Annotated in this window: 15 protein-coding genes; 12 read left to right on the forward strand and 3 right to left on the reverse strand. The window is 63.4% G+C overall.

Features of this window, described 5'->3' with window-relative positions:
* Positions 1 to 28 precede the first annotated feature (28 nt).
* Positions 29 to 1006 carry a LysR family transcriptional regulator gene (locus tag PCJ49_RS15810; RefSeq protein WP_269911769.1) on the reverse strand — a complete coding sequence of 326 codons (978 nt, stop codon included), beginning with the start codon at positions 1004 to 1006 and terminating at the stop codon, positions 29 to 31.
* Positions 1007 to 1502: 496 nt separating this feature from the next.
* Here PCJ49_RS15810 and PCJ49_RS15815 point away from each other — a divergent pair, with 496 nt between their 5' ends.
* The 6 genes from PCJ49_RS15815 (at position 1503) to PCJ49_RS15840 (ending at position 8281) form a co-directional block, all read left to right on the forward strand.
* Positions 1503 to 4226, forward strand: coding sequence for a TonB-dependent receptor (locus tag PCJ49_RS15815; RefSeq protein ID WP_269911770.1), 2724 nt, complete (start codon positions 1503 to 1505; stop codon positions 4224 to 4226).
* Between the two features lie 206 nt (positions 4227 to 4432).
* On the forward strand, positions 4433 to 5383 hold the full coding sequence (locus PCJ49_RS15820; protein ID WP_269911771.1) for a flagellin: 951 nt from the start codon (positions 4433 to 4435) through the stop codon (positions 5381 to 5383).
* A gap of 192 nt (positions 5384 to 5575) precedes the next feature.
* Entirely contained in the window at positions 5576 to 5929 is a 354-nt protein-coding gene (flaF, locus tag PCJ49_RS15825) for a flagellar biosynthesis regulator FlaF (protein ID WP_269911772.1), read from the forward strand.
* A gap of 31 nt (positions 5930 to 5960) precedes the next feature.
* Positions 5961 to 6401 carry a flagellar biosynthesis repressor FlbT gene (locus PCJ49_RS15830; protein ID WP_269911773.1) on the forward strand — a complete coding sequence of 147 codons (441 nt, stop codon included), beginning with the start codon at positions 5961 to 5963 and terminating at the stop codon, positions 6399 to 6401.
* A gap of 69 nt (positions 6402 to 6470) precedes the next feature.
* The gene (locus PCJ49_RS15835) at positions 6471 to 6785 is read left to right on the forward strand and encodes a hypothetical protein (RefSeq protein ID WP_269911774.1); all 315 of its coding nucleotides are present in this window, start codon (positions 6471 to 6473) and stop codon (positions 6783 to 6785) included.
* Positions 6782 to 8281 (forward strand): DUF1217 domain-containing protein, encoded by a 1500-nt coding sequence (locus PCJ49_RS15840; RefSeq protein WP_269911775.1) that lies wholly within the window; start codon positions 6782 to 6784, stop codon positions 8279 to 8281. Before PCJ49_RS15835 ends, PCJ49_RS15840 begins: the two co-directional genes overlap by 4 nt.
* Before the next feature lie 65 nt (positions 8282 to 8346).
* Here PCJ49_RS15840 and fliI read toward each other — a convergent pair whose 3' ends face one another.
* Positions 8347 to 9744, reverse strand: coding sequence for a flagellar protein export ATPase FliI (gene fliI / locus PCJ49_RS15845; RefSeq protein WP_269911776.1), 1398 nt, complete (start codon positions 9742 to 9744; stop codon positions 8347 to 8349).
* A 159-nt stretch (positions 9745 to 9903) separates the two neighbouring features.
* Here fliI and PCJ49_RS15850 point away from each other — a divergent pair, with 159 nt between their 5' ends.
* From PCJ49_RS15850 to PCJ49_RS15875, 6 genes are all read left to right on the forward strand, one after another.
* Entirely contained in the window at positions 9904 to 10299 is a 396-nt protein-coding gene (locus tag PCJ49_RS15850; protein ID WP_153205590.1) for a flagellar biosynthesis protein FlgG, read from the forward strand.
* A gap of 12 nt (positions 10300 to 10311) precedes the next feature.
* Positions 10312 to 10731 (forward strand): flagellar basal body rod protein FlgC, encoded by a 420-nt coding sequence (flgC, locus tag PCJ49_RS15855; RefSeq protein ID WP_089289137.1) that lies wholly within the window; start codon positions 10312 to 10314, stop codon positions 10729 to 10731.
* Positions 10732 to 10751: 20 nt separating this feature from the next.
* Positions 10752 to 11078, forward strand: coding sequence for a flagellar hook-basal body complex protein FliE (locus tag PCJ49_RS15860; protein ID WP_153205592.1), 327 nt, complete (start codon positions 10752 to 10754; stop codon positions 11076 to 11078).
* Positions 11079 to 11098: 20 nt separating this feature from the next.
* Positions 11099 to 11371 carry a flagellar biosynthesis protein FliQ gene (fliQ, locus tag PCJ49_RS15865; RefSeq protein WP_269911777.1) on the forward strand — a complete coding sequence of 91 codons (273 nt, stop codon included), beginning with the start codon at positions 11099 to 11101 and terminating at the stop codon, positions 11369 to 11371.
* Positions 11368 to 11997 carry a lytic transglycosylase domain-containing protein gene (locus PCJ49_RS15870; RefSeq protein WP_269911778.1) on the forward strand — a complete coding sequence of 210 codons (630 nt, stop codon included), beginning with the start codon at positions 11368 to 11370 and terminating at the stop codon, positions 11995 to 11997. Before fliQ ends, PCJ49_RS15870 begins: the two co-directional genes overlap by 4 nt.
* A gap of 272 nt (positions 11998 to 12269) precedes the next feature.
* Complete coding sequence (locus PCJ49_RS15875) at positions 12270 to 13232, forward strand: helix-turn-helix domain-containing protein (RefSeq protein WP_269911779.1); 963 nt, start codon at positions 12270 to 12272, stop codon at positions 13230 to 13232.
* A 12-nt stretch (positions 13233 to 13244) separates the two neighbouring features.
* Here PCJ49_RS15875 and flhB read toward each other — a convergent pair whose 3' ends face one another.
* Positions 13245 to 14324, reverse strand: a complete 1080-nt coding sequence (flhB, locus tag PCJ49_RS15880) for a flagellar biosynthesis protein FlhB (RefSeq protein ID WP_269911780.1) — start codon at positions 14322 to 14324, stop codon at positions 13245 to 13247.
* Positions 14325 to 14327: the final 3 nt, after the last annotated feature.

A 14327-nucleotide genomic window follows, 5' to 3' on the forward strand; every position in this document is an offset into this window, starting at 1 on the left:
ATCTATGGTGCATCGGATGCACCAGGGTTCAGGCGAGCGTACAGCTTTCATCACTTGCCGCCATCAACTCCTTGCCACAGTCCGCCAGGCCATCTTCCCCCTGCAACAGGGGGCAGCCCTGGAAAATGCCGATGATCCAGTCGATGAAGACGCGCACGCGCGGGGATAATTGCCGGCTCTGCGGATAGGCCACATGCACCGGCACCGGGGCGGGGCGCCAGGGGGCCAGCACCTCCACCAGCGCACCGCTTTGCAGGTGGGGCAGCACCATGAAGCGGCCGGGCTGCAACAGCCCATACCCTTCCAGCCCGCAGGCCACATAGGCTTCGCTGTCATTGACGGCGATGGCGCTGCGGATCGGCCGTTCCACACTTTCCCCGTCGATGGTGAAATGAAACTCGCTGAGCCGGCTGGACTGGGTGGTGAATTTTCGCACGCCCTTATGCAGGGCCAGATCGTCCGGTGAGGCCGGCACGCCATAGCGGTCCAGATAGGCCGGGCTGGCACAGGTCAGCCGCGACAGCAAGCCGATCCGCCGCGCCACCAGGGAAGAGGAGACGGGCAGATCGCCCACCCGCAGCACGCAATCCACCCCTTCCTGGATCAGGTCGATGGGCCGGTCGCTCATCCCCAGCTTCAATTCGATATCGGGATAGAGCGTATTGAAGCCGCAGAGGGAGGGCACCACGATCAGCCGCCCGATGGAGGTCGGCATATCCACATGCAGCCGTCCGCGCGGCTTGCGCTTCTCATCGAAGAAGGAGCCCTCCACCTCTTCGATGTCGGCCAGGATGCGCTGGGCGCGCTCGTAATAGGCGGCGCCATCCAGTGTCAGGTTCAGCCGCCGCGTCGTGCGCTGCAACAGCCGAACCCCCAGATAGGCTTCCAGGTTCTGGATGATGGTGGTGACGGAGGCGCGGGGCAGGCCCAGCGTATCGGCGGCACGGGCAAAGCCATTGGCATCCACCACGCGCACGAAAACCTGCATCGCCTGAAGCCTGTCCATGTCCACCATCCACGCTGAAACCCGGGCAGAAGAGTGGGCATCGCGTGGCCCGTTTGCAAGCCGCAGCCTTTTTGTTGCTGGCTGGTAACTGAATACGTATGCGTCGCATTGCAACAATTCGCTGCATACGTATTTTCATGCTCCCGGTGGAAGGGGCTTTTTTCTAAACTAAACCCAGAGCAAGCCAGTTCCCCCGACACTTTCAAGGGCTGGGGAAAAGCAGGGATGGAAGAGGGGCAGCCGCCGCAAGCGAGCGATCCGATGAACCATTCTGGTAACTTTAGGGAGCGTGTGACGGTACAGAAATAGTGGTGACCGTAATATTTGGTCGTGAACCCTGTTCTGTCGGACAACTTCCAAACAAGACATGAAAATCCGCCGAAGGGGCCGGGCGCCCCTGGCGGGGATGGTACCGGTTTGCCTGTGTGTCGGGCGACCAATTGACGGTTCAACGAAGAAAAAGCGGCGTCATCGACGCTTTGGGGAGTGAGTAGGAATGTCCAAGCACAAGAATCTGCGTCTGGCGCTGGGCGCCACCGTTGCCGCTGTTTCGCTGCTGCCGGCCGGTCTGGCGCTGGCCCAGACGGCCCCGGCCGGGGATGCGCTGGATGAGATTGTCGTCTCCGGCTATCGCCAGTCGCTGGAAAATGCCATCGCCCTGAAGCGGGAATCCAGCCAGATTGTCGAAGCCGTCTCGGCGGAAGATATCGGCAAGCTGCCGGACAATTCCATTGCGGAGGCCATTGCCCGCCTGCCGGGCATTGCCGCCCAGCGCGTCGATGGCCGCGCCCAGTCGATCAGCCTGCGCGGCCTGGGGCCGGATTTCACCGCCACCCTGCTGAACGGGCGTGAACAGGTCAGCACCGGCAATAACCGCTCCGTCGAGTTCGACCAATACCCGTCGGAAGTGATGAGCAGCGTGCTGGTCTATAAATCACCGGAAGCCGGCGTTGTCGGCCAGGGTCTGGCCGGCACGGTGGACCTGCGCACCATGCGCCCGCTGCAGCATGGCAAGCGGGTGATGGCGATGTCGGCCCGCACTGAACTGGCCGGCAATGGCAAACTGAACCCCGACAGCGATAAGCTGGGCTATCGCGTCACCGGTGCCTATGTCGACCAGTTCGCCAATGACACGCTGGGGGTGGCCATCAGCGTGGCCCATATCAACCAGCCGACCCAGACCAAATATTCCCGCGCCTGGGGCTATCCGCTCTCCGGCCCCAAGGACACGCCGCCGCGCGTGCTGGGCGGCATCGAAAACCGGGTGAATTCCGAAACGCTGAAGCGTACCGGTGTGACCGCCACGGTGGAATATGAACCGACCGACAATTTCGCCACCACGCTGGACCTTTATTACTCCCATTTCGATGATGACCAGATTCAGCGCGGCGTGGAGATGCCGTTCTACTGGGGTGGTCTGACCCCGGTGGTCGGCTCCGTCGATAATGGTCTGGTGACCGCCGGCAGCTTCAACAATGTGAAGGGCGTGGTGCGCAATGATATGCGTACCACCAAGTCCGACCTGTTCTCCGCCGGCTGGAACGGCAAATATACGGTGGAAAGCTGGACCCTGGCCCTGGATGCCAGCTACAGCAAGGTGAAGCGCAACAGCGAGCGGCTGGAAACCTATGCCGGCACCGGCCGTGCCGGGGTGGGGGCCACCGACCGGGTGGATTTCACCACCGGCAACGATGGCAACCGCCTGACCAGCCGCCTGAACTATGCCGACCCGTCGCTGATCCTGCTGACCGGCCCGCAGGGCTGGGGCGGGGATGTGGTGCCCGGTGGCCAGGATGGCTATCTCAATAAGCCGCATGTCGATGACAAGCTGTGGGCCGTGCGCGGCGACATCACCAAGGAATTCGATGATAGCGCCGTGAAGTCCGTCAAGCTGGGGGTCAATTATTCCTCCCGCGACAAGACGTACCGCCAGGATGAATTCTATCTGGCGTTGACCGCCAATGTGAAAGACCCCAAGCACAATACCTCTGTCGCCATCCCGTCGGCGGCTCTGGTGGGTGGGGCGGCTGATCTTTCCTTCATCGGGGTGGGCAATGTCATCGCCTATGATCCCCGCTATCTGCTGGGCAATGGCCTTTACACGCAGATCGCCTGCCCGCGCGTGGATTGCGCCGTCAGCCCCTGGGATCTCAACGAGGATATCGTCACCGGCTTCATCAAGGCCGATATCGAACAGGATTTGGGCGACGTCACCCTGACCGGGAATGTCGGCCTGCAGGTGGTGCATACCGACCAAAGCAGCTATGGTGCTGCCGTGACCGGCCCTGGCCTGTTTGTGATGCGCACCGATGGCCGCAAATATACCGAGCTGCTGCCCTCGGCCAATCTGGTGTTTGCCCTGCCCAACCCGGATCATAAAATCCGCGTCGGTCTCTCCCGGCAGATGGCGCGGGCCCGGCCGGATGAGCTGCGTGCCTCCACCAAGGTGACGTTTGACGAAACCCGCGTCAACAACACCAACCCCGATGTTTCGGCCTGGAAGGCGGAAGGCGGCAATGCCCAGTTGAAGCCCTGGATGGCCAATGCGCTGGATGTCACCTACGAATATTATTTCAGCAAGGCCGGCTATGTTGCCCTGAACGGCTTCTACAAGGATTTGAAGACCTATATCTACAAGCAGGCGACAGTCTTTGACTTTACCGGCTTTGCCTATACCGGCAACCGGGCGCCGGTGACCAACCTGGGTCTCAATACCCGCCCCGTCAATGGCGATGGCGGCACGCTGAAGGGCGTGGAACTGGCCTTGTCCCTGCCGTTTGAGGATATTCACCCGGCGCTGGAAGGGTTCGGCCTGACGGCCAATGTCGGTTACACCAAGACCAGCATTTCGCCTGATGGCCCCGGTTCCAGCCAGCCGATCCCCGGCTTCTCCAAATGGACGCCGCAGGGCACCTTCTATTACGACCTGAACGGCATCTCCGCCCGTGTCTCCGTCTCGCACCGTTCCAAGTACCGGGCGGAGGTGAATGGCTTTGGTGAAGGCCGCACCCTGCGCAATGGCAAGGCCGAAACGCTGGTTGATGCCCAGATCGGCTATGAGTTCCAGGAAGGTGATCTGGAAGGGCTGTCCATCGTTCTCCAGGGTTACAACCTCACCGACGAGGCCTTTGTGACCTATGAGAATGACGATACCCGCAACACCATCAATTACGAAAAATATGGCAGCCGCTACCTGCTGGGCGTCTCCTACAAGTTTTGATCCCGTTCCGCTCTCCCTCCCCGCCTCCCACCCCCGCCGGTTTTGCCGGCGGGGGTTTCTTTTTTTAACCGGGTTTAATCTTCCCCTGCCAGAGTAAGCACCAGCCCCGGTCCCCGACAGGTGGGCATCTGCCAGATGGCCCACAGGGCCAGGGCGGCAGCGTCAGAAGGCGCTAGATCCAAATCCATCCACGAAGGAAACAGATCATGGCTTCTATTCTGACGAACGTCGGCTCGATGGTTGCGCTGCAGACGCTGCGCTCCACCACCGCCAATCTGGAAACCACCCAGAACCGTATTTCCACCGGCATGAAGGTGTCGACCGCCAAGGACAATTCGTCCTACTGGTCGATCGCCACCACCATGAAGTCCGACGTGTCGGCCCTGAAGGTGCTGAACGAGAATATCTCGCTCTCCGCCGCCACGGTTTCCACCGCCCGCGTGGGTGTGGAAAACATCAACGGCCTGATGTCCAAGATCAACGATCAGCTGACGCTGGCCACGTCCGCCTCGGTCGATCACAACAAGATCGCCAACGAAATTGACAGCTTGGTTGCCCAGGTGACGTCCACCATCAAGGCGTCCAGCTATAACGGCGAAAACCTGCTGGACAACATCAAGACCACCACCCTGGTCGTCTCGGTCAAGCGGGACAGCACGGGTGTGTCGGCCGTGACCGACAGCATCAAGGCGCAGAATCTGGGCGCCAGCGCCACCCCGCCGACGGCGACGGTGACGCAGCAGACCACCAACCCGACGACCGGTGTGACCACCGGTACGGCCGCTTACAATGCCGGCACCGGTGCGACCGTGACCGACTTCATCACCGGCATCTCCGCCGCGCTGAAGGCCGGTACCACCTCGGTTGACCGTGCCGCCATGGCCAAGGCCATCCAGGCCGAAATCGACACCCAGATGGATACGGTCACCGCCTATGCCGCCGAGCTGGGTGCTGTCGGTACCCGCCTGGAATTGCAGCAGAACTTCACCAGCAAGCTGGTAGACAGCCTGAATACCGGTATCGGTGCCCTGGTTGACGCGGATCTGAATGAAGAATCCGCCCGTCTGCAGGCCCTGCAGGTGCAGCAGCAGCTGGGTACCCAGGCGTTGTCCATCGCCAACCAGGCCCCGCAGAACATCCTGTCGCTGTTCCGTTAATAGCGGCCTGTTCTTGCGTCTGGGGCCACCGGAAACGGTGGCCCCATTTTTCCATTTATTGTGCTTTATTGATTTTCTTCGGAATGGTCCGGTGCGTTTTTAATCCCGGATTAATTCTATACTTTATCGCCATTTAATATGTGCCGGGTAAGGTGATCAGGCCATTTCTTGAAAAACCAGGACGGTGCGTCCATGAGCATTACGGCCTATCGACAGTCCATGAAGGACACCTCCGCCCCACGGGAGCTGGAGCGACGGGTTTTCCAGCAGGTCACCCTGCAGCTGGAAGCCGCCGGGCGGGGGGAGGATCGCCAGGCGCGCATCCATGCCGTTTCCCGCAACCGCATCTTATGGAACACGCTGGTGGCCGATCTGGGGGAGGAGGGGAACCTGCTGCCGGTTGAGCTGCGGGCCAACCTGATCTCGCTGGGCCTGTGGGTGGACCGCTATAGCGGTCAGGCCCTGCAATCGGATCGGCCGCTGGCGCCCCTGGTGGATGTCAACCGGGCGATCATCCAGGGCCTGGCCGACCGCCGGCCCGACTGATACCAGCGGCCGATTTCTGGGGAGATCGATCATGGGATTGAAGCTGAAGCTGAAACCCTTTGAAAAATTCATCGTCAATGGGGTGGTGATCGAGAACGGGCGCCACCGCAACACGGTCACCGTGGCCAACCATGCCCAGGTGATGACCGGGCGCAGCATCCTGCAGCCGCAGGATGCCGTCACCCCGGTCAAGCGCACCTATTACACCATCCAGGCCATGCTGCTGGACCCGCAACATGCGGCCCAGCAATTGCCGCTTTATGCCACCTTCATCACCCAGTTGCGGCTGGCCATCCGCGATCCGGAGATGACCCATCATCTGGCGGATGCCGACCGGCATGTGCGGGAAGGCGATTTCTACAAGGCGCTGGCGGCCCTGCGGCCGGTCATCGCCTATGAGGATATGTTGCTGCCGCCGTCAATGGCGGCTGTCCCGGTCGAACCCCCGTCAGAAGCGGCGGTGGGTGCGTAGGCGCCCGCATTCGAAGGGCTGCAAGGCCGGTCCCGTCGCCGCACGCCAGAGCCTGCGGAAGGAGTGACCATGAGAGAAGCCAAGCCGATCGAACCCGTTTCCGGTTCCGACCCGTCCCGCCTTTACCGGCTGGTGCGGGTCGATCCGCCAGTGCGTGCGGATGAGGCACGGGGGACCAGCGCTGCCCAGGAGGAAGCGGCAGCAGCGCCGCCTGAACCGTCCAGCGAGCGCCGCCCCTATCGTGTGGTGCTGGACCCGCAGACCCAGCGCATCTTCACCGAGGTGATCGACCCGCGCACCGGCGATATCCTGCTGCGTATCCCCCCTGGCTATGCCTTGCAGGAAGAGCCGGCGGATAGCCCCAGCCGGGAGATCAAGCTGTGAGCATCACCGGCTATGGCGCTGCAACCATTACGGCCGGCTATGGCTCCACCCTGTCGCAATGGCAGGTGCTGAACTCCACCCTGGACCGCCAGATGGGGCTGGTGCGCAATGACCAGCAGAACAAGGCGGATGCCGATTATGCCCGCAAGAAGCTGCCGACCGTGGCGTCCGTCGATGATCTGATGGGCGACCGGCGACTTTACACCTATGTGATGCGGGCCTTCGGGCTGGAAGATCAGGTCAATTCCCAGGCGCTGATCCGCAAGGTGCTGCAAAGCGACCTGTCGGACAGCCGGTCCTATGCCAGCCGGCTGAATGATGTGCGTTTCAAGCAGCTGGCCGCCGCCTTCAATTTTGGCGGATCGACGGTGAAAAGCTCCTTCGTCAGCCAGATTTCCGACGCCTATGTCACCAAGGCGTTTGAAGCAGATGTAGGCCAGAAGAACGAAGCCCTGGGCATGATGCTGGATTTCACCCGGCGCGTGACGGGCAAGGCCGATTGGGATTCCGTGCTGGCCGATGAAAAGCTGGCCAAGGTGGCCCGCATGGCCTTCGGCCTGCCTGACCCCTATGGTCCGGCCGATGTGAAGGCGCAGGCGGCCACGCTGGAAAAGGCCATGCCCTTTGGCAAGTACAAGGGCAATGATGTTGATCAGGGCCGCCTGCGCGAGGCCTTCTTCACCGCCTGGGACACGGCTAAGGGCAATAGCGGCGCGCTGTCCAGCGCCAACCAATATACGATGCTGATGCGTAGTTACGATCAGCAGAAGACGGCCTTTGCCGCCCGCTGGCAGGTGCGCAGCGATGTCAGCTATGTGCAGCAGAAATTGTCGGCCGGTGCCGGGGCCGATGAGCTGTTGAAGGATGCCAAGCTGCGCGGCATCGTGCTGGCCGCCTTCGATCTGGGGGATCGCGCGGCGGATACGAAATATCTGCGCCAGGTGCTGGAGAGCAATCCCAGCGACAGCAACTCGTTTGCGGTCAAGGCGGGGGCCAAGGAAACGGCCCTGGCCGTCAGTTTCAGCCTCAATAACACCGGCACCATGCGGCGCGGCAGCCCGCCCTTCGTCAAGGATATTGTCAGCCGGTATGAGCGGATGAGCTTTGAAGTCTCTGCCGGCAACACCAACGAGGCGCTGCGCCTGGGGCTTTATTTTGAGCGCAAGGCGGCCAGCGTCAGCAACTGGTATTCCGTGCTGGCGGACAAGGCCCTGTCCCAGGTGGTGCGCACCGCCTTTGGCCTGCCGGAGGAGGTAGCGCGCGCCGATATCGACCGGCAGGTGGGAATGCTGGAAAAGCGGCTTGATATCAAGAAGCTGAAAGACCTGACCGAGGTGAAGCGGCTGGTGGAGAAATTCATGATGATGTGGGATCTGCAGGGCAAGGGTGCCGTGGGCACCGGCACATCCCCGGTGCTTCAGCTTTTCTCCGGCCGGTCGACGATCAATGCTGACACGCTGATGGCGGCCGTCACCCTGCCGCGCGGACGGCGATAGGGGGGCGGCTGCGTCGCTTGGTCCGGGAACCAGTCGGTCCCGGACCAAGCGACGCTTTCTCGATCCTACCCCCGCTTGGCCCGCGGCGCGCCCGGCTTGCGCGCTTCTGGTTCGGGCGGGGGTGGCGGGGGCGGGGCGGTGACTTCCGCCACGATCTGGCCCAGCACCTCAAAGCTGGTGGTGCTGGGCGTGCTTTCACCCTTGCGCTGGCGCAGGAATTCCTGCAGCGACGGGTTGGCCTTGATGGCCTGATCCACCTCCGCATCACTGCCCAGGCGATAGGCGCCCAGGCGGATCATCTCCTCCATCGCCTCATAGCGCGACAGCAGGCTGCGCGCACCATTCATGGTGGCGTTTTCCGCTTCCGAATGGCAGCCGGGCAGGGCGCGGGAGACGCTTTTCAGCACATCGATAGCCGGATAGCGGCCGCGCTCGGCGATCTTGCGATCCATCACCACATGGCCATCCAGGATGCCGCGCACGGCATCGGCCACCGGTTCATCATGGTCGCCGCCATCCACCAGCACGGTGAAGACGCCGGTAATGTCGCCCTGGCCGTCCCGCCCTGGCCCGGCGCGTTCCAGCAGGCGGGGCAGTTCGGCGAAGACGCTAGGCGGATAGCCCTTGGTGGTCGGCGGCTCCCCCGCCGACAGGCCGATTTCGCGCTGGGCCATGGCAAAGCGGGTAACGCTGTCCATCATGCACAGCACGTCATGGCCTGCGTCACGGAAGAATTCCGCCACCGCCATGGTCAGATAGGCTGCCTGTCGCCTCGCCAGCGCCGGCTCATCCCCCGTGGCGACGATGATGACGGAGCGGGCCAGCCCATCTTCCCCCAGATCATCCTGGATGAATTCCTGCACCTCCCGCCCACGCTCACCGATCAGCCCGATCACATTCACCTGGGCGGCACTGGACCGGGCCAGCATGGCCAGCAGGGTGGATTTACCCACACCTGAGCCGGCGAAGATGCCCAGGCGCTGGCCCCGGCACAGCGGCACGAAACTATCCATCACCCGGATGCCGGTTTCCAGCCGCGCGCCCATGCGGCGGCGGTCAAAGGCGGGGGGCGGGGCTGCGCGCAGGCTGCGGTTATCATCGCCGCGCAGCAGGCTGCCCTTGCCATCCATCGGCTTGCCAAAGGCATCCACCACCCGGCCCAGCCAGCCGGCATGGGGCCGCACCAGCCCCATGGCCGTGCCGGCCTCCACCCGTGACCCCAGGCCGATGCCTTCCAGCGGGGCGAAGGGCAGCAGCACGGCGCGGCCCTGGCGGAACCCCACCACCTCGCACGGGACCGGTTTGCCGTCGCGGGTGAAGGCCCGGCAGCCATCGCCGACGGAAAGCCGGCGTTCCAGCCCCTCCACCTCCAGCGCCAGCCCGGAACAGGTGACAACCTGCCCATGGAAACGCGGTCCCTCGATCTGCTGGATATCGGCCAAAAGCCCGGCCAGGATGGTCATGGCGGCTGCCTTCTTCGCTGCTGCTGCGTGATGTGCAGCCCATCTTGAAAGCGGGGGTTTAAAGCCGATTAAAGCCCGCACCGGCTTAAACGCCGCTTTAAGCCCGCGCATGGAAACATCCGCCCCGACCGACGCCACACGCAAACGGGGCAGCAGCGGATGGATTTGAATTCGATCGGCCTGTTCAATCTGGCCAGCCATCGCATGGAATATCTCACCGCCCGGCACAAGCTGGTGGCGGAGAATATTGCCAATGCCGACACGCCGGGCGTGAAGGCACGCGACCTGAAGCCCTTCGATTTCCAGGCGGTGATGAGCGGCGGCAACGCGGAACAGGCGCGCACTGATGCGCGCCACCTGACCCCGCTGCGCCAGAATGCCGGTTTCAAGGAAGATCGCCGCAGTGCCACCTATGAAATGGCGCCCGACGGCAATGGCGTGGTGCTGGAAGAGCAGATGGTGAAATCGGCGGATATCCGCCAGGCCTATGATCTGGCCACCAACCTGTTCCAGAAACATGCCGGCATGTTGCGCCTCGCCCTCAACACGCGCTGAATAGGATAGGCCATGTCCATCGACAATCTGACCAGTTCCTTCGGCATTGCCGCGGCCGGTATGAAGGCCCAGGCCACCCGCCTGCGCGTGGTGGCAGAGAATATGGCCAATGCCAATTCAACATCTGAGGTGGCGGGCGGCGATCCCTATCGCCGCAAGACCATCGTGTTTTCCAGCGTGCTGGACCGCGCCCTTTCCGCCGACAAGGTGGAGGTGAAGCGCATTGGCCGGGATGAGAGCGACTTCACCCTGCGCTATGACCCCAGCCACCCGGCAGCGGACGAGAATGGCTATATCAAGACGCCCAACGTCAACAGCCTCGTCGAAGCCATGGATATGCGGGAGGCCGGGCGCTCCTACGATGCCAACCTGAATGTGATGCAGCAGGCCCGCACCATGCTGGGCCGCACCATCGACATGCTGCGTAGCTGATTCCGTCAGAGGTAGGAAATATGAGCATCATCGTTCCCACCGCCGGCGTCACCAGCGCCTATGCCGCTGGCAAGCTGGCCGGTATTGCCGGTCCCGCCCAGCCGGTGGCCGGCATCACCCTGCCCAAGCGCGGCAGCTTCCCCGAACTGGTGGGCAATGCCGTCAAGGATGCCATCAACACCGTTCGCCAGGGCGAAAAGACCGCCGCTGCCGGGCTGCAGGGCAAGGCCAGTACCCAGGAAGTGGTGCAGGCCACCATGTCGGCGGAACTGACGGTGCAGGCCGCCGTGGCCGTGCGCGACAAGCTGGTGAATGCGTATCTGGAAATCATGCGGATGCCGGTCTGACCGGCGGAGGGCCTGCTGCCATGTCCGAAGCCGATATTCTGGATTTGCTGCGGTCCGGCATCTGGGCCGTGGTGCTGGCTGCGGCCCCGCCCTTGCTGGTGGCGCTGGTGGTTGGTTTCGGCATCTCGCTGCTGCAGGCGCTGACCCAGGTGCAGGAAGCCACGCTGTCCTTCGTGCCCAAGATCGTGTTGATCCTGGTCGCCATCGTGCTGTCGCTGCCCTTCATGTTCCATGTCGTCTCCGGCTTCTGGACGGAGGTGCTGACCCATGTCGTCGCCCCGGGTGGGGCATGAGGCGGGTACTTTTATCGATATTATTGCTGCTGGGGTTGAGCGCGCCGGCAGCGGCAGAGGATCACACCCAGGCCTGCCTGCAGGCCATCCGCAAGGCGGAAAAGGAACGGCGGATGCCGGGCCGGCTGCTGATCGCCATCGGGGTGACGGAAAGCGGGCGGGAGATTGGCGGGCGGCTGACCGTCTGGCCCTGGACCGTGAATGCCGATGGCCAGGGCCGCTATTTCGCGGACAAACAGGCGGCCATCGCCCATGTCCAGGCCCTGCGCAAGCGCGGGGTGCGCTCCATCGATGTTGGCTGTATGCAGGTGAACCTGCATTGGCACCCCAAGGCCTTCGCGGACTTGGAAACCGCCTTCGATCCGGTGGCCAATGTCGACTATGCCGCCGACATGCTGAAGGAATTTCACGGCGATCTGCGCAACTGGACCCGGTCGGTCAAACATTACCATTCCCGCACGCCCGACAAGGGCGATGCCTATTTCGACCGGGTGGCCGCCAATCTGCGGCTGGTGCTGCTGCGCCGCAACGATCTGGCCGACGCCCCGCCCCCGCGTCGCCGCCGGGTGATCCGGCCGGGGGAGGAGACCTGGCAATTGCCGCCGCAGGTGGCGGAAGCCGGCTGAGGTGGCACATCTATCTGGAATTCTTCTAATCCCATCGGTCAAGAATTTTGACCGATGGGACGGCGGCGACTGCCGCCGCGCGGCGCGTGCCGCGTAGCCAAGGGCGCGGAGGCGCCCGCCGGCGATTGAGGGGCGCGAAAGCTTGACCATCGGTCATGATTTCACGCCGCTGGTATAAGGTGCACCGCAGCATGTCATTTCGATAGGTGACGGCGGCATATCTTTATGCTCATCATGCCGCCCAAGCGATGAAATCGCGGGCGGGAGGCGGTATGCATGTTTTCACCACGGTCGGGCTGCCGACGGCCCGCGCCAAGCTGGATTATTTGAAAGGCGTGATGTCCAGCGTGTTTGCCCCGCTGGATGTGGTGCCGGACGATCCGGACCTTTTCAACAACCATATTGCCAGCACCAGCCTGGGCCGGCTGTCGCTGGCCAATGCCCATTCGCTTCCCGCCCATATCATCCGCCGCCCACCCCATGCCGCCGGCACGCATCGGCATTTGTTCTTCCTGCACATGCAATTGCAGGGAAGGGTGCTGGCGATGCAGGATGGCCGGGAGGGATTGCTGGGACCGGGGGATATGGTGCTGTGCGATGCCGCCGCGCCTTATGATCTGGGCCTGATTGGGGAGAACCGCACCCTGATTCTGGGAATTCCGGCGGATGAACTGACCCGCCGCGTGCCCGCCCCCTATGGCCTGCTGGGCCGGCAATTGTCCGGCAGTGCCGGGCCATTGCGCATGGTGCGCGGGTTGCTGGGCGAACTTTGGGAACAGGTGGAGAAGGGCGGGCCGCTGCCGGTGGAGGCGGGGGAGCGGCTGGCCGCCACCCTGCTGGACCTGTTCGCCACCGCCTGCCACCTGAATTTCGGCACCAGCAGTGCAGAGGGCACGCTGGCCGACGGCCACCGCGCCCGCGCCCGTCGCCTGATCGAACAAAGGCTGTTCGATCCTGAATTGTCGGTACCGTCCATCGCCCAGGCGTTGGGCCTGTCGGAACGCTATCTGCGCCTGCTGGCCGCGGGGGAGGGGGAGGCGATTTCCGCCTATATCCTGCGCCGCCGGCTGGAAGAATGCGCCCGCCGCCTGCGTGACCCGCTGCACAGCACCCGCACGGTGACGGAACTGGCCTTCGCCTGCGGCTTCAACGATGCCAGCCATTTTTCCCGCGCGTTCAAGGCCCGCTATGGCATGGCTCCGCGCGATTACCGGGCCGCGGGGGGTGGGGTCTGAGGGACACTAAAATTACGCCACCGTCGTCTGTGCCTTGATGGCCAGCACCTGGCTGATCAGCTCGGCCACGGCCAGGTAATGTTCAGGCTGCACTTCCTCCCCGATCTCCACCGATTTGTGCAGCGTGCGGGCCAGCGGCGGGTTCTCCACAATGGGGACATTGTGCTTGGTCGCTGTCTCCCGGATGCGCAGGGCCACCATATCCTGCCCCTTGGCCACGCAGACGGGGGCCGGCGCCTTGGACAGATCATAGCGCAGGGCGACGGCGAAATGGGTGGGGTTGGTGATCACCACCGTGGCGCTGGGCAGTTCGGCAAACATGCGGTTGCGCGCCCGGTCGCGGCGCAACTGCTTGATCTTGGATTTCAGATGCGGGTCGCCTTCGGACTGGCGGAATTCATCCTTCAGCTCCTGCAGGCTCATCCGCTGTTTGCGCCGCCAGGAAATATATTGCCAGATCAGGTCCAAGGCGGCGATCAGCAGGCTGGCCACCAGCACCGCCACCAGCAGCCGCACCGTGACATCGGCCAACAGCAGGGGCAGGGCCACCGCATCGGTCAGCGCCATGGCCTCGGCCTTGCGCAGTTCCGGCCCCACCACCAGCAGAAAGGCCGTGCTGATCGCCGCCACCTTGGCCAGCCCTTTCAGGAATTCCACCAGATTGCGCAGCGAGACCAGCCGCTTGAACCCGCCCAGCGGCGACAGCCGCTCCAGCTTGGGTTGAATGCGTTCGCCAGCCACCACGATGCTGCCCTGGCCCAGCGCCCCTAAGAACCCCGCCGCCAGCAGCAACCCCGCCACCGGCAACAGCACGATGCCCACGCCGCTCAGCACCTCCGCGATCAGGTGGAAGGCATCGGCCGGGCTGGTCAGCAGGATATCGGTGGGGTTTTCCAGCAGCGGCAGCAATTGCGTCATCACCCCCCTGCCCAGATGCGGGCCCAGCCCGCCGGCCATGATCACCGCCGCCAGCACCACCAGCATGGCGCCAACATCGCGGCTGACCGGCACATCGCCGCGCCGCCGCGCCTCATCCAGTTTGCGTTGGGACGGTTCTTCGGTTTTCTGGCTGTCATCGCTCTCTTCACTCATCGC

Origin of the sequence: Niveispirillum sp. BGYR6, assembly GCF_027568365.1 — a bacterium.
In the GTDB taxonomy this organism is placed as follows: Bacteria; Pseudomonadota; Alphaproteobacteria; order Azospirillales; family Azospirillaceae; genus Niveispirillum.

Coding starts and splice junctions, on each gene's coding strand:
- flgC (WP_089289137.1), top strand. CDS start 10,312: ATGTCCATCGACAATCTGACCAGTTCCTTCGGCATTGCCGCGGCCGGT.
- PCJ49_RS15810 (WP_269911769.1), bottom strand. CDS start 1,006: ATGGACAGGCTTCAGGCGATGCAGGTTTTCGTGCGCGTGGTGGATGCC.
- PCJ49_RS15815 (WP_269911770.1), top strand. CDS start 1,503: ATGTCCAAGCACAAGAATCTGCGTCTGGCGCTGGGCGCCACCGTTGCC.
- PCJ49_RS15835 (WP_269911774.1), top strand. CDS start 6,471: ATGAGAGAAGCCAAGCCGATCGAACCCGTTTCCGGTTCCGACCCGTCC.
- fliI (WP_269911776.1), bottom strand. CDS start 9,744: ATGACCATCCTGGCCGGGCTTTTGGCCGATATCCAGCAGATCGAGGGA.
- PCJ49_RS15860 (WP_153205592.1), top strand. CDS start 10,752: ATGAGCATCATCGTTCCCACCGCCGGCGTCACCAGCGCCTATGCCGCT.
- PCJ49_RS15870 (WP_269911778.1), top strand. CDS start 11,368: ATGAGGCGGGTACTTTTATCGATATTATTGCTGCTGGGGTTGAGCGCG.
- PCJ49_RS15820 (WP_269911771.1), top strand. CDS start 4,433: ATGGCTTCTATTCTGACGAACGTCGGCTCGATGGTTGCGCTGCAGACG.
- fliQ (WP_269911777.1), top strand. CDS start 11,099: ATGTCCGAAGCCGATATTCTGGATTTGCTGCGGTCCGGCATCTGGGCC.
- flhB (WP_269911780.1), bottom strand. CDS start 14,324: ATGAGTGAAGAGAGCGATGACAGCCAGAAAACCGAAGAACCGTCCCAA.
- flaF (WP_269911772.1), top strand. CDS start 5,576: ATGAGCATTACGGCCTATCGACAGTCCATGAAGGACACCTCCGCCCCA.
- PCJ49_RS15850 (WP_153205590.1), top strand. CDS start 9,904: ATGGATTTGAATTCGATCGGCCTGTTCAATCTGGCCAGCCATCGCATG.
- PCJ49_RS15830 (WP_269911773.1), top strand. CDS start 5,961: ATGGGATTGAAGCTGAAGCTGAAACCCTTTGAAAAATTCATCGTCAAT.
- PCJ49_RS15875 (WP_269911779.1), top strand. CDS start 12,270: ATGCATGTTTTCACCACGGTCGGGCTGCCGACGGCCCGCGCCAAGCTG.